The organism is Croceicoccus estronivorus, assembly GCF_001625325.1.
In the GTDB taxonomy this organism is placed as follows: domain Bacteria; phylum Pseudomonadota; class Alphaproteobacteria; order Sphingomonadales; family Sphingomonadaceae; genus Caenibius; species Caenibius estronivorus.
The window spans coordinates 149,939-163,974 of the sequence record NZ_JRQQ01000003.1 but is presented as its reverse complement, the minus strand read 5'-3'; the positions used below and the strand labels follow the sequence as shown (position 1 = coordinate 163,974).

Sequence of the window (14,036 nt, the reverse complement as noted above, 5' to 3'; positions counted from 1 at the left end):
GTCGGGGAGCCTTGCTGAAACGCAGGAGCTTTGGGAGCGTAATCGTGATGGAGAATCTGCGCGACTTCTATGATCGGCTCAATGAGGCGGAGCGGCAACTTTCTGTGGAGGTTGCGGCCGACCGAGTGGGCCTCCTCATGCGAATTGCCATCAATGAGCTCGATCTCGATTTCGAAGGCTTCCATCGAGGAACCGCGTCCGATGAGGCGGATCAGGAACGGTCATATATCATCCGCGTTGGCGTTGTGCGGATACTCAAGCTGGCGATGGAGGCGCATCGCGATTTTGAAGCGCCCGCCATAACAATTCAGCGCGATCTCAGATATTCGGGCCCTGTCCTGCAGCTGATCGCCATGGCCGGGACGATCGAACATGGTCGTCGCGTGGCGCAGAGCTTGTCTGCCGTCGGAGGACGCATTGAGAAACTGGAAGACCGCTTTCGGATAACTCTCCCTTCGAAGCTGCCTGATCTCGAACTGCACGAGCGCGAGCTGGAGCGGCTCCATGTCGGAAATCATCGCTCGTTTCTCTCCGAGGGCTACGAGGCGATCATCGGCGAGAAGATCGGTGACGAGGTCAGGACGCTGCTGACCGATCTCGTCTACCCATTCCGGACGCACTTCATCGGCTACGAGGCTGACCCGACGCTGGACTTTTACTTTTTCGGTCATGCCTACACCGACATGCTGCTCGCGAAGGGCTACGACACATTCCACTTCTCGACGACGTTTGGCGGCATCACGTTCTCGAATTTCAAGCTCGCAGCAACCTTCATCGTATCGGTCGGGATGAAGCATCGCGCGTTCGTTCGAGCGCTCATGGAGAAAGTGCCGTCGATCCGGGTCGAGGATGTGCTCACGGTGTCGGTCGAGACACCGGGATTTCTCGAGGGTCTACGCGACTTCCTCAACGAGTATGGCCAGCAGTTCACCGGACATGTGCCGGTCACCGATGAAGATGTCCGCATGGTATTCGACGTGCTGTCGATCAGCAGGCGCAACCTTGCCCTGCTCGAACGGCCGGGCGCACCGATCCCGCCACTGATCCAGTGTTCCGATGGCCACGTCATACGGCCGTTGGCCGGCGCGACCAGCGACGAGGTCATGCTCTTCCTGCTCAACGCGCTGCAGCACAATTTTCCGAAGGATTACGATCGCGCGCAGCGCGCGCGCGAAGGCGTCATGCAGAGGGCACTGGAAAAGGCTGTCCGCGAGACGCTTCCCGAGCTGGAGTATCGAGGAAACATCAAGTTGAGGCAGAACGGAAAGGTACTGACCGACCTTGACCTAGTGATCGTCGAGCCGTCGTCCGATCGTGTCGTCCTCGTCCAGCTGAAGCACCAGGACCCCTACGGCGCTGACCTTGCGACGATGCTGGCACGAACCGGTCGGCTCAATCAGCAGGTCGGCGACTGGCTCCGCAAGGTCCGATCATGGCTCTCGGCCGCAAGCCCGTCCGCGGTTCGAGCAACTCTTCGCCTTCCTTCCGGGTCGTCGACCCCAAAAGTCAGCCTGCTGGTCCTGACGCGGCATTATGCGCACTCGCTCCGCAAGGTGGTCGACGGCGACGATGCCATGTTCGCGAACTGGAACCAGCTCACGACCGCGAGTCTGCAGGAGCCCGGGTCTGGTGCACATGGATTGGATGACCTTCTGGAGAAGCTGAAGGGTCTCAGTGTCCCCGAAGAGGTCGAATATCTGCCCGAACCTTCGAGCAGCTGGGGTGTCGGAAGCCTCCGCTTCACCATCGAACAGGAACGGGATTGAGTCATTCGTCGAAGGAAGGTCGGGCTGCCGGGCGCAGGTCAGTCACGGTACCGGAGACCGCGGGCGGCCAAACGGGGGGCGCACTACGACGTGGTCGACAGCCTCTGACAGGAAGGGCCGACAAGCGCCCAGGCGGCTTCGACGACTTCCTCGAAGGCCAGTTCCTTCAGATCAAGCGATGCAGCGTACGCACGCCATTGCGCTCGTTTGGCATCGTCACCGATCACGGCATCGGACAGCCCGAGCGGTCGTTCCGCCGGGACGGCAGTTCCACGTCGCTCAAAGGTGGCTCGGATCGCTGCATCCAGCTCGTCAGGGGCTATTTCCAGCGCCCGGGGGATCGCCCAGAGGTCGAAATAGTCCTTCATCCGACCGTTGGCGATGCCGAGTGCTACCATCACCTGAAACTTCTCGGCGATGACCGATGCAGGCGGATAGATCCTGATTTCCGGCTCATCCATGCCCAGCATCGAAGGATAGGCCATGGTCCGGGCAGCGTCGGCGAGCGCATCACCGAAGCCGATGTCGATCGTGACGGGTACCCGGCTCCTTTCAAGATAGGCGTCGGCACGCAGTCGCACGCCACCATATTCCATCTCGTCCCTTATGATGGCCGTCCTCAGGCTTCCCATGTCGAAGGCAAGTCCGTCGTCAGTTTCGATCGACAGGACTCCGGCAAATACCTCGCGCAGGTGGTCAGGGTCGGAGTCCCCGTGACCCAGAAAGTCCGCATCTCTCGTCTCGCGCGAGCTGCTTTCGATCCAGAGTGTGACAAGCATGCCTCCCTTCAGAATGAAGGAACCTCGATGTTCCGATATGGAAAGGCGATAGAGCAGCCGCTCGAGGGCATAGCGGACGAGCACCACTTCATAGGCTCGCCCTTCGGCGCGGGCGAGATTCAGCAGCCGCTGCTTGACCGAGGCTGCTATGTTCACCGGCGCCCTAGCCATTGGACGTGAGTGCCTCGAGATAGGGACGCATGATGTTCCATGCGTCGCCCGCCATTGCCGCTTCTGCGATCGATGCCGGTGTTGCCTTGCGCTGATCCAGCGTGGCACGGAGTGCTTCCACCGCCACGGATCGATCGACCAGCTTTCGATTTCGGAAGACGTCTGCGAGGGTCTTCGGAATCGAATAGATCGGAACGCTGGTCCCCGAGATCGTGTGGTACTCGATCCCCTGCTGCATGTATTTGTCCCGGAACTCGACGATGCGGATAGGCGGATAGGACGAAGCGGACGGGCTCCAGTCCTTCACGCTGACCGCCATCCAGACCTTGCGTGGCATCTGATCGGTCAGCTCGTGATATGCCAGCGCAGAGACCATCGCCACGACGCCACGAGGGACCTTCTTCGCCGCCTCTGCCAGTGCCTGATGGGTGTCGATATCGCTGTCCGGTCGCTGATAGAGGCCGCGCGAGATGCGGATCAGTTCACCGGCCGCAACGGCGCGGGAAATGGTCTTGGGATCGATACCCTTGCTGCGAAGCTCGTATGCCCGCACGATCGGCTGCTGCATCAGCAGCTGGGCAAGCAGGGTGCGCTGAGGGCGCTGCGTTTCGTTCATCGGTCACATAACCTGGGTCTGACTGACTTGAGACCCAGGTTATGTGACGTAGCTGCCGTCACATAACCTGGGTTTGTCTGAGATGAGGCCCAGGTTATGTGACATATGCGGATGTTTCAATCGCTTGTTACTCTTGGCCGAACCAGCGCGCTCTCGTAGGCGACATCGTCCGACCGAAGCCACGTCACGATGTCCTCCAGTGTCGACGCCGCATAGGGCTGGCGAAGCCCGCATTCCCAGATGATGGCGGTCCGCCACTCCATCGAATGCAACGTCTCGACGACGGTCCGGTCCCGTTCGACATTGCGCTCGAACTTGCTGCGCCAGAATTCGACATTGCTGGCCGGTGTCGTGCACCAGTGACAACCCTCATGGCGATGCCAGAAGCAGCCGTGCATGAAGATCGCAGCGCGCCGGGAGGCAAACACGATATCGGGCCGCCCGGGAAGCTTCGCCGCGTGCAGCCTATATCTGAACCCGGCACGATGGAGCGCCTTGCGCAGAAAGGTCTCCGGACGCGTGTCCGTGCCGCGGATGCCAGACATCATGCGCGATCGCGTCGCTGCATCGACTACGTCGACCATGGAGAGCGGCCTGTCATTTCGCGTCGATGATGGTAATCATCATCCCTTTGCCTGACCTATAGAAAGCGTGCGAGTCTTGCCAAGATATTCGGTAGTCGACATTTTTGCAGGCCCGGGGGGACTGGCCGAGGGATTTTCGAGCGTTCCCGGTGCCGGCGACGAGCATGCCTTCAGCATCGCCCTGTCGATCGAGAAGGAAACATCGGCGCACGAGACGTTACGCCTCCGCAGCTTCCTGCGACAGTTCGACGAAGTGCTTCCCGCTGTCTACTACGACTTCATCAACGGGAAGATCGCGGAGCCTGACTGGGCTTCGCTGTATCCGGATGAGTGGACGGCTGCGGAAAAGGAAGCCTGGAAGCTCGAACTCGGTAACGAGGACCCTGCAGAACGGCTTGACGCGCGACTGGACGCGATTCGCGAAGAGAGCGGTGGCAATGTCATCTTGATCGGCGGGCCGCCATGTCAGGCTTACTCGCTCGCCGGCCGTTCACGTAACGCAGGCAAGGAGGGCTACGTAGCGCTCGAGGACAACAGGCATTTCCTCTACCAGGAATATATCCGGATCCTAGACCGCCTGAACCCTGCCGCCTTCGTCATGGAAAACGTGAAGGGAATGCTGTCGTCCTCGGTGGACGGTGAAAACCGCATCTTCGATCAGGTCCTCCGCGACCTCCGAGGAGAACGCGAAGGCGGGCGAAAATATCGGCTGATCGCACTTGATCCGCGCCGTCGACAGCAGCTTGATCTTGGCCGCTTCGAGCCGCGCGCGCCCGACTTCATAGTACGTGCCGAGGACTTCGGCGTGCCCCAGGCGCGCCATCGCGTGATAGTGGTCGGACTGCGCTCTGACCTCGCTGAAGACCTGCCGGATCGGGCGCTGGCTGATCTCATGATCCGACACAATCTGAAGACGACAGTCGGCCATGCCCTGTCCGGCATGCCCCGACTGCGAAGCGGCCTGAGCCAGGAGGCAGATGGACCTGACGCCTGGCGCGCTATCGTGCTCACGGCGATGGCCTTTGTAGCCGAGCTGGAGACCAATCTGACGGATGAACAGCACGCTGCCTTCGCCGAACGGGCCAGCGAGTATCACCGCCGCTTTGCGGCGCTGAACGATGTCCCAGGTCGCGAAGGATTTGGTGTCGGGATTTCTGAAAACTGTCCGGCGGATTTGCGGGACTGGCTGACCGATGCGAAGCTGGAAACGCTCCCGAACCATGCGACGCGGAGCCACATGGGTAGCGATCTTGCGCGCTACTTCTTTGCTGCCGTTTTTGCCGAGGTCACAGGCAAATCACCGAAGGCGTCAGACTTTCCGGAGGAGCTGGCGCCGGCGCACGAAAACTGGACATCCGGCAAATTCGCCGACCGATTCAGGGTCCAGCTTGCCACCGGCCCGTCGACAACGGTGACGAGCCACATTTCCAAGGATGGGCACTATTTCATCCATCCCGATCCGCTTCAGTGCCGAAGCCTGACAGTCAGGGAAGCTGCGCGACTGCAGACCTTCCCTGACAACTATCTGTTCAAGGGAAATCGCACGCAGCAGTACACCCAAGTGGGAAATGCCGTGCCACCTCTACTCGCGCGCTGGATCGGCGAGGCTCTGTACGCGATTCTGACCGCCGACCGTGACGAAGTCATGGATGTTGCTGACGAACCACTTCTTACATCGACTGGCTGAGCCCACATCGCCATCCGTCAACGCCGCCAGCGGCCCGCAAGTAGTTCGATCTGCTAGAATAGACTTGTCGCTTCGGTAGTCGCTGTGCACAACGGGAACGAGAGAGGACTCGAACTTTCAGGCTGGGGGACTTCGTGGCATCGGCGACACAGACAGAGGCATTTGCCAGACAGCTGCGTGCGCGCCTCGCAACGGCGGTCGACGTCGATGACGCCGCTCGTCTCGTCCGGGCGGATCTCGAGCCGATCCTTGGCGCCTTCTCGTCCGAGCAGGAGGAAGACTTTGCCGCCGCGATAGAAAGTGTCAGGGCCACGATCCGTCCCATCGAAATCCTTCGCGTCAATTCAATGTTCCGCGTGCGTCAGCAGTGGTATCGTGGTCCCGCAGAGGGCGACCGGCACTGGCCGGCGCTGCGTTCCTACCTCGTGGATTCCAAAGGCTGGTCTGCCGAGACAGTCGACGAGCGGATTGGCGTCGCTTCCAACGAGATCGTCTCGCTGCTCGAAAATCCTGCAACTGAGAGCTTTGCCTGCCGGGGTCTCGTAATCGGTCATGTCCAGTCGGGCAAGACAGCGAACATGACGGCGGTCATCGCCAAGGCGGTCGACGCCGGCTACAACTTGGTGATCATTCTAGCCGGTCTGACGAACAAGCTGCGCCGCCAAACGCAGAGCCGGATGCGCAAGGATCTAGTCGATCGGCTCCGCGACCGATGGGAACTCCGGACCAGCGAGGACGATCAGGGCGATTTCAGAATGCCGCCGAACGGCGGCTTTCCTGCGCCAGCCGAAGGCGTCGTCCAGCTCGCCGTCGTCAAGAAGAACGTGGCTCCGCTCGGTCAGCTTCTCGCAACGCTCGACCGTACCTTGCCGGCCGTGCTGCGCCGGCTCCGTGTTCTCATCATCGACGACGAATGCGATCAGGCCAGCGTCAACACCGCCTCGGGTGAGTATGACATGACCCGGATCAACGAAAATATCCGGTTAATCCTGAAGAAGTTTCCAGCGAACTCCTATGTCGGATACACTGCGACGCCCTTCGCGAATGTTCTGATCAACCCGTTTCCCACAAACGGCGGAGAGCTGGACGATCTCTATCCGAAGGACTTCATCACTGCTCTACCGACGCCGGATGGCTATTTTGGCACGGAACGGCTGTTCGGCCGGCCGCCTGCCGATGCCGACGCGCCCCTGCCGGAGGAAGAGGGGCTCGACATGATCCGCGACATTGCGGAAGACGACACTGCGCTGCTTCAGCCGCCGAGCCGGGCGGAAAAGGACGCCTTTCAGCCGCGTATGCCTTCCTCGCTCGAGGACGCGGTCCTCTATTTTCTCGCTTCATGTGCTGCGCGCCGCTTCCGGGGCCAGGCCGACAGTCACATGTCGATGCTGATCCACACTTCCGCCTATGTGATCATGCATGATCGGCTGGCGACGCTGGTCAAGGCTTGGCTGGAGGTGATCGGCGACCAGCTGACGGATTCCTCGTCGGCGCTGTGCCAGCGGATGCTCGCCTTCTGGGACGCCGAGCAGCTCAGAATTCCCGCGGGTGTTTGCCGCCATCCGCATGTCACGTCCGAGCAGCTGCTTCCGTTTGTGCCGGCGGTGCTCGAAGCGCTCGAAGTGCCCGTCGAGAATGGCGTCAGCGAGGATCGTATCGACTATGACGGGGCCCCGAAGACCTACATCGTCGTCGGAGGATCGATCCTTGCTCGTGGCCTGACGATCGAAGGTCTGTGCGTCAGCTATTTCCTTCGCACCTCCAGCCAGTACGACACGCTGCTGCAGATGGGCCGATGGTTCGGATATCGTCCCGACTACGAGGACATGCCGCGGATCTGGATGACCGAAGCGCTGTCGACTGCGTTCCGGTCACTTGCCCTGATCGAGGCGGAAATTCGGGATGATGTCGCCGAATATGCCATTCGCCACAACACGCCGATGGAATTCGCGGTCCGCGTGCGATCCATCCCCGGCATGGCCATCACCGCCGCAAGCAAGATGAGAGCGGCAGTGCTGACCGACGTGAGCTACGCCGGAAAGCACGTACAGACGATCCGCTTCGACCATCATGATCGTCGGATCGTCCAGACGAACTGGACCGCGGCTGCACATCTCATGACCCAAGCGATTGACCTGGGTCTTCGAGCTGTTGATCCGACGCGTGTCCTCTTCGAGCGCGTTCCCGGCAGGCTGATCGTTCAGTTCCTGCGCGCCTACTCTGTTCAGGCGTCGCACCGCGAACTTTCCGCGGACTTTCTGCTCGGCTATCTCGAGGCGTCCGGCGACAGTCAGAGGACCTGGAGCGTAGGGGTGGTGGAACCGCGTGTCGGCCCTGCTTCTGCCGAGCCTCTTGGCAGTCTGGGGCCGGTCAGACTGTCGACGAGAAGTCGGCTCAACCGGCCGGAAGACTTTGCCGACATCAAGGCGTTGATGTCCAAGCGCGATGTCTTGTTCGACTGCGGCGCGGCCGGGGATGGCATTCCGAACTCGGACTGGAGCGGACTCAAGACAGGACGTGCCGGGATTGTCGGGTCCGTTCCGATGCTGCTGCTCTATCCGATCGATCGAGCGTCGCAGCCCCGACCCGGCTCGACCGAGCGCTCTTCCCTCGATGCCGTCGGCGACCTCGTAGGCTTCGGGATCGTCTTCCCCGGCAGAGCCGAAGGAGCCGGCGGATACTTCAGCGTTCTCCTGGAGCCGCCCTCTGCAGATGATCTCGAGGAGATTGAGGACGAGATCGCCGAGCAGCTCGAGGCCGGACGTGCCCGCTGAGGAGACGGCCGATCATTGGGAGATGCTCCGCCGCGGCGGACAAGCGTCCACGGCGCTCGAGATACCGAGCATCGACACGGGGATCGAGACTGGATCAGGTTCGGTGCGTCTTGCTCTCGGCAGCGAGGGACAGCTCAGACTGCTGCTTCCCGTCCGGCAGAGCGAGAGGATTACAGAAACGCCGTCCAGCGAAACTCTTGGCATCGGCGTCGCGACATATGCCCTCGGCGGCACGCCTATCCGCTATCTAGACATGACATGCCTGATCGGCGCCCTCGACGGTGTGTTTGCCGATGTAGCTGACGAGATCATGGACCGGATCATCGGCGGAGCGTCCCCCGTCGAGGCGTGCCGCACCACGATCGAGGATTTCCGCTCTCTCCTTATCGCGCCTGAAGTGAAAGTGAGCATTCAGGAAATCCGGGGCCTGGTCGGAGAGCTGCTGATGCTGCGCAAGCTGCTCGGCCTGGATTCGAGGGCTTGGAAGCTCTGGCGTGGTCCGCTTCGCGAGCGCCACGATTTCCGCGGTGGAACCGTTGCGACAGAAGTGAAGACGACCAGCCGATCAGCTACGCAAAGTGTGACGATTTCGGCTGTGGACCAGCTTCTGCCTCCGGTTGGAGGCTCCCTGACGCTTGCGGTGTTTCAGCTGGCGGAAACGACAGGTGGAGACATCTCGGTCGCGAGGATTGCAGCCGATGTCATGCGCGCTGCCTCTGACAGGCAGGAAGTCGCGCGCCTCGTCTCGAGCTATGGCTGTGCCGATCCTGAATCCCGGGAATGGAACCGGTGCCGGTTTCGACTGGAAGAAGAAGACCACTATCTGATCGACGCTCAGTTTCCCCGGGTCATTCCCGAAAGCTTTGCGGGCGGTGTCGTCCCGAGCGGCGTCGAACAAATCTCCTATGTCGTGAACCTTGGCACGGCGGAACATTGCCGTCTGAGCAACCAGGGCGTCGAAGCCCTAAATGCGGAGCTGGTCGCATGCCTCGACCACCTCTGACGCTTCACTCCGAAGCCTATTCGGCATCCGGCAACCTAGCAGCCGACGGCTATCTCAAGCTCCTTGGCGCACCATCCATCGACCTTGTGCAGACGGTCGTGCGAGAGGCAGTCCAGAACAGCTGTGATGCGGCGCTTTCCGACGGTGGCGCTGAGGTTCATTTCCGCGTCAGAGTCCTCCAGTCGTCCGAACTCGATGCGCTCCGCGAAACACTGCTGGCCGATCGGCCGCGCGACGAAAGCGCTGCGGAGCCGCTCGAAGCCTTTCTAACGAAGCCCACTCCGCATGTTCTGGAAATATGTGATTTCGGGACCGTCGGACTTGCAGGCCCCACGCGTGCGGATGTGGCAGCGACGAAGGACGAGCCTACCGACTTTGTCGACTTTCTGAGGAATGTCGGTTCCCCGCGAAACACGACGCATGGAGGCGGGACCTACGGTTACGGGAAGACCTCTCTGTATCTTGCCAGCCGCTGCTCGACGATCGTCATCGACAGTCAGACGACTCATGCTGGAGCACCTCGGCGGCGAGTCATTGCGGCGCAGCTGGGTTCGGCGTTCAGCGCAACTGATGCTGACGGCACTCGCCGCCGCTTTACCGGACGACACTGGTGGGGCCAGGCGTCGGGTGATGGCGAATACGTCGATCCGGTCGAGGAGGAGGAAGCGGTCGAGCTCGCGGACGCGCTCGGCTTCCCGGCGAGATCGCCGGAGCACAGCGGTACATCGATCATGATCCTCGATCCGCAGTTCGTGGAAGAGGACCGCGAGCGTGCAGTCGACCTGATCGAGGAGGCCCTGCTCTGGTTCTTCTGGCCTCGACTGCTCGAGGGTACGCCCGAGAACAGGATGATGCACTTTCGGATCTTCGTAGACGGCGAGGAGCGATTACTTCCTCGCCCTGAGGATTTCCCGCCGCTCGATCTCTTCGCTCGCGCGATGAAGGGGCTGCGCTCTGATCCGCCTGGCGGAGATGTCGTGCGATCTCTTCGCCCGAAGCGCGATCTGGGGCGCCTGAACTTTGCTCGCGGTCTTCGTGCCGAGCGCGTGGCGCCTGCGGGTCGCGAGGGCAGTCTCTTTCCCGAGCGATCGGCCGCGATCGCCGTGATGCGCCCGGTCGAGCTGGTCGTCCGATATTTTACGGGGACGCAGATTGCGGACGATCGCTTCGAATGGGGCGGTGTGTTTGTCGCGTCCGATGACGATACCGTCGAGGAGGCCTTCGCCAAGGCAGAGCCTCCGGCTCATGATGACTGGCAATACGAGGCACTCTCCGACAAGGCTGCTCGCAGCATCGTCAAGATAGCGGTGGATCGCATTCGTGCAGCCGTGCTGGAATATGCAAACCCGGTATCGGCGCCGGCGCCGGACGGAGAGAGAGGACCGTCGCTGGCCAGCGTTGCAGGACTGTTCGGCAGAGCACTGGAGGGTGATGGCGAAGGAGCCGGCCCGCGTCGCGACCCACCTGGGCGCGGTGGCGGCGGCCGCACGGGACCGTCCGTTACGCGACCTGCCTTCGTTCGACTCGAGCTCGGCGAAACCGGGCCTGTCGCTGTTTTCGAACTCGTCGTACGCGGCGAAGGGCCGGCCCTCTCGCTCCACCTGGATCCACTATTGGTCATGGATGGCGGAACGGCATCCGAATCCTCGACTGCCGAGCGGCCGACTATCATGCGCGTTGTCGATGAACATGGAGAGGCGTTGGCGGTCGACCGCACCGTTGCCCTTGGGGGCCGTCGGGGCAGGTTCCAAGTGTCGGTTCGCATGCCGGAAGACTGTGCGGTTACGATGACCGCGCGCATAAGCTCTGACGAGGTTGGCTGATGGGGAGGATCGCATTTCCGTTTCTGACCCTCGACCATACCGCGATAAGCCCCGAACCCTGGGTGTTGCTCGAGGATGGCGTGGAAACGCCGATCGCCGACGCTTGGCTGCCCGACTGGGACGCTGCAAGGGATCTTCGCCTACGACGCATCGTGACCGCGGATCTCGCTCGCGCCGCTGAGCTGCTCTCGATGTCGATTGACGATGGGACGCTCGAGCTCGTCGTCAGGATTGGAACCGGCATTGGCAATATGCCGCGACGAATAATTGCAACCTCGAACCTGCCATTGAAGCGGATGGAGCCGACGGTTGTCGTCGACGTGCTTGTGTCCGGCCGTAGTCTTTCTCAGAGACTGCTCGTCGATACTCTCGTCCTCCTGCGCCAGCCGCACGATGGTTCGCCACTGTCGCCCGACCGTGCCGGGTCGAAGCTCTGGTCAGATCAGCTGGATCTGCGGCTGGAAGGCGAGGAACCGCGCTTCCCGATGGAGGCTGTCAGCTTTCTCGAACGCTTTCCGGGGCGTCCGGAGGCTTACGCGCCGTGGCTACTGCACTGGACGCCCGGCAACTTGCATCGCGACTTCGGTGGAAGTGTTCGACTGTATCTCAACAGCGACCGCGCCGATGTGACTGGTCGCCTGCTGGCCGGCGATCGCGCCACTACCCAGGTGGTCCTTGCGGATGTCATGACCCAGATCATTTCTGCCTCGCTGCGTCAGAGCGACTTCGAGCGGCTCGCCGCGGATTCCGATCCCTGCTCGATTGCCGGACGGGCGGCCCACTGGATTGACCTCGCCTTCCCCGGCCAAGATGTTGCCGCAGTCCGCAGCATGATCGACCTCCGCCCGTCGACATTCCACGCCGGTATTCTCGCCATAGCCGACATCGTCAGTCTGGAGGACAGCGCGTGATCGTGCAGTTGTTCCCCCGGCTCGATCGTCTCGCTGTCGACGCGCTCTTGGCCAACCGTGCCGACGACACGAGGTATCCTGAGCCAGTTGTCGACGCCGACAGCTTTCCCGTCGAAACCCGCTACGCTGCGAGCGGCGGTAGTCCGATCAGGCATGACGTCCTCGTCGATCTTCGCGCTGGCCTCCAGAAGATCGCAGCAGACTGCGGATTCCCGGATCGAGGAAGCGCAGTTGATCGCGCGCGGTTCGATGAGCGCGCGTCGGCCTTTCTTGCCCAGCGGGACGAGCTCGACAGCGGCGAGGCCCTGCGCGACGACGTATGGGCGTTTCTGGCCTGTGTACTTCTTTCCGATCTGGTGGCTTGGCGATTTTCGGATCGGCCGGCAGAGCGTTTCCACGGAGGTGTGCGCAATACGTTCCAGCGGCTGTGGATGCGGGGGCGAATCCTGGATCGAGGTGCCTCGGCAGAAGCACGATGGGAGCTGCTCGGCACGCTCACTGAAGACGCGCTGGTCCAGATCACGGAACGCCCGTCGGTCGGAAACGACGCCCGACTCGCACGAGCGCTGGCCGAGGGTTGGCTGCGTGCTTCGAAGCGGCTCGGGCGTTCGGCAATGGAAGATGCCATGCGCGAGGCTGTTATTCGTCTGAGGCTTCGTAATCAGGTTCAGCTCCTGTCTGAACTCGATGATCGGGAACTTGAAAATGCGGTCGACGGGTTCTTTGCGCAGTCGCCCGCAGTTGGTGAGCCACCGCATCGATCGTGGACAGACCGTTTACTGGGCCGCGGCAGATGAAAGGGCGGCAGGGTGGATGGCGGCCCTCATGACTTCGCCCAGAGCTTGGTCGTTTCTCACGGTTGAAGGTGCTCGCCAATACGGCGGCAATGCGGGCTACGCCGACAAGCCTTCCGCCATGTATAGGTACGACAGTGACGTCGCCAACCACCGCAGTGTGCGCAGCGGTGACGTCGCGGTAATTCGTTCGCGCGTCGCGGTTCTTGGCATCGCTACGATCGAGAATGTGGTTGAAGGCACGGGGCCGAAGGCTCGTCAGCGTTGCCCGACATGCAGCGCTGTCAACGTCAAAGCTCGTACGACGCAGAGCCCTCGTTGGCGGTGCACGTCCGGACACCTTTTCGACGAACCAGTCGAGGATGTCGTGCAGGTGACGACTTTCGAGGCGCACTACGGAGCTACGTTCACGCAGTGCCCGTCGGACATCACACTCGACGTGCTGAACGGCGCTGTCATGCGTCCGAACGACCAGATGTCAATCAAGGAGATCGACCTTGCGCGCCTTGAGGCGTTCCTGCTGTCCAGTCCCGCCGCGACTGCGATTGTCCGTAACCACGTGCGCAGGCTTTCGATCGTAGCGACGGGAGGCACAGACCGTCAGCGCTCGGGTTCGATCATCGAAGAGCGGCGGCGTGTCCTGAAGGAAATCGCGCTTCGTCGCGGTCAAGTCCGATTTCGAAAGCGTCTGATCCGACGGTACGGTGCTTCCTGTCAGGTCAGCGGCTGTGCGTTCCCCGGACTGCTGGAGGCCGCGCACGTCAACCCCTATGCGCTGTCAAACGACAATAGCGAGGAAAATGGTCTGCTCCTGAGGAGCGACCTGCACACCCTTTTCGATCTCGGGCTGCTTGGCATCGATCCGAGATCGATGAAGATTACTGTCCACCCTCAGGCCAGACTTGCCGGATATGAACAGTTCGATGGAGCAACGCTGCTGCTCAACGGGACTTCGGGCCCTGATCCGCAAGCGCTCGAAGAGCGATGGACTTTCTATCAGGGCCAGCTGATTTCGGGAGGTAGCACTGATTAGCGGCCTTCTCACTGTTCATCCGCCCGCGCCGAGTTTTGGCAGCTCTACCGATGGGTTACACACCACGTGACAACCAGAGGAGGCCGAGAGGACTG

General features: G+C 61.6%; 11 protein-coding genes. 8 read left to right on the top strand and 3 right to left on the bottom strand.

Annotation, left to right across the window (positions count from 1 at the left end; translation table 11 throughout):
• The first annotated feature begins 44 nt into the window (after positions 1-44).
• A complete protein-coding gene (locus MB02_RS07120; protein ID WP_156495445.1) occupies positions 45-1,766 on the top strand; it encodes a hypothetical protein in 1,722 nt (573 codons plus the stop codon).
• Between the two features lie 83 nt (positions 1,767-1,849).
• On the opposite strand, the gene MB02_RS07115 is transcribed toward MB02_RS07120, so the two are convergent.
• The 3 genes from MB02_RS07115 to MB02_RS07105 all read right to left on the bottom strand — a co-directional run bounded on the left by MB02_RS07115 (position 1,850) and on the right by MB02_RS07105 (position 3,880).
• Positions 1,850-2,701: a nucleotidyl transferase AbiEii/AbiGii toxin family protein gene (locus tag MB02_RS07115; RefSeq protein ID WP_206598574.1), complete on the bottom strand. Its 852-nt coding sequence runs from the start codon at positions 2,699-2,701 to the stop codon at positions 1,850-1,852.
• A 7-nt stretch (positions 2,702-2,708) separates the two neighbouring features.
• Positions 2,709-3,332 (bottom strand): type IV toxin-antitoxin system AbiEi family antitoxin domain-containing protein, encoded by a 624-nt coding sequence (locus MB02_RS07110; RefSeq protein ID WP_067534636.1) that lies wholly within the window; start codon positions 3,330-3,332, stop codon positions 2,709-2,711.
• Positions 3,333-3,448: 116 nt separating this feature from the next.
• Complete coding sequence (locus tag MB02_RS07105) at positions 3,449-3,880, bottom strand: very short patch repair endonuclease (protein ID WP_235829451.1); 432 nt, start codon at positions 3,878-3,880, stop codon at positions 3,449-3,451.
• A 112-nt stretch (positions 3,881-3,992) separates the two neighbouring features.
• On the opposite strand from MB02_RS07105, the gene MB02_RS07100 reads away from it, so the two are divergent.
• The 7 genes from MB02_RS07100 (at position 3,993) to MB02_RS07070 (ending at position 13,941) form a co-directional block, all read left to right on the top strand.
• Entirely contained in the window at positions 3,993-5,603 is a 1,611-nt protein-coding gene (locus MB02_RS07100; RefSeq protein WP_067534630.1) for a DNA cytosine methyltransferase, read from the top strand.
• 134 nt (positions 5,604-5,737) lie between these two features.
• On the top strand, positions 5,738-8,377 hold the full coding sequence (locus MB02_RS07095) for a Z1 domain-containing protein (protein ID WP_067534627.1): 2,640 nt from the start codon (positions 5,738-5,740) through the stop codon (positions 8,375-8,377).
• Entirely contained in the window at positions 8,367-9,380 is a 1,014-nt protein-coding gene (locus tag MB02_RS07090; RefSeq protein ID WP_067534624.1) for a PD-(D/E)XK motif protein, read from the top strand. The genes MB02_RS07095 and MB02_RS07090 overlap by 11 nt, the downstream gene beginning before the upstream one ends.
• A complete protein-coding gene (locus tag MB02_RS07085) occupies positions 9,362-11,203 on the top strand; it encodes a hypothetical protein (RefSeq protein ID WP_067534620.1) in 1,842 nt (613 codons plus the stop codon). Before MB02_RS07090 ends, MB02_RS07085 begins: the two co-directional genes overlap by 19 nt.
• Positions 11,203-12,114, top strand: coding sequence for a hypothetical protein (locus MB02_RS07080; protein ID WP_067534617.1), 912 nt, complete (start codon positions 11,203-11,205; stop codon positions 12,112-12,114). Before MB02_RS07085 ends, MB02_RS07080 begins: the two co-directional genes overlap by 1 nt.
• Positions 12,111-12,911 (top strand): DUF6339 family protein, encoded by an 801-nt coding sequence (locus tag MB02_RS07075; RefSeq protein ID WP_067534614.1) that lies wholly within the window; start codon positions 12,111-12,113, stop codon positions 12,909-12,911. The genes MB02_RS07080 and MB02_RS07075 overlap by 4 nt, the downstream gene beginning before the upstream one ends.
• Positions 12,912-12,939: 28 nt before the next feature.
• Positions 12,940-13,941 (top strand): HNH endonuclease, encoded by a 1,002-nt coding sequence (locus tag MB02_RS07070; RefSeq protein ID WP_170304664.1) that lies wholly within the window; start codon positions 12,940-12,942, stop codon positions 13,939-13,941.
• Positions 13,942-14,036: the final 95 nt, after the last annotated feature.

Bases quoted from the DNA above. Each gene is read 5' to 3' on its own strand.
- MB02_RS07070 (WP_170304664.1), top strand. From the start codon at position 12,940: ATGACTTCGCCCAGAGCTTGGTCGTTTCTCACGGTTGAAGGTGCTCGC.
- MB02_RS07085 (WP_067534620.1), top strand. From the start codon at position 9,362: ATGCCTCGACCACCTCTGACGCTTCACTCCGAAGCCTATTCGGCATCC.
- MB02_RS07110 (WP_067534636.1), bottom strand. From the start codon at position 3,332: ATGAACGAAACGCAGCGCCCTCAGCGCACCCTGCTTGCCCAGCTGCTG.
- MB02_RS07080 (WP_067534617.1), top strand. From the start codon at position 11,203: ATGGGGAGGATCGCATTTCCGTTTCTGACCCTCGACCATACCGCGATA.
- MB02_RS07105 (WP_235829451.1), bottom strand. From the start codon at position 3,880: ATGATGTCTGGCATCCGCGGCACGGACACGCGTCCGGAGACCTTTCTG.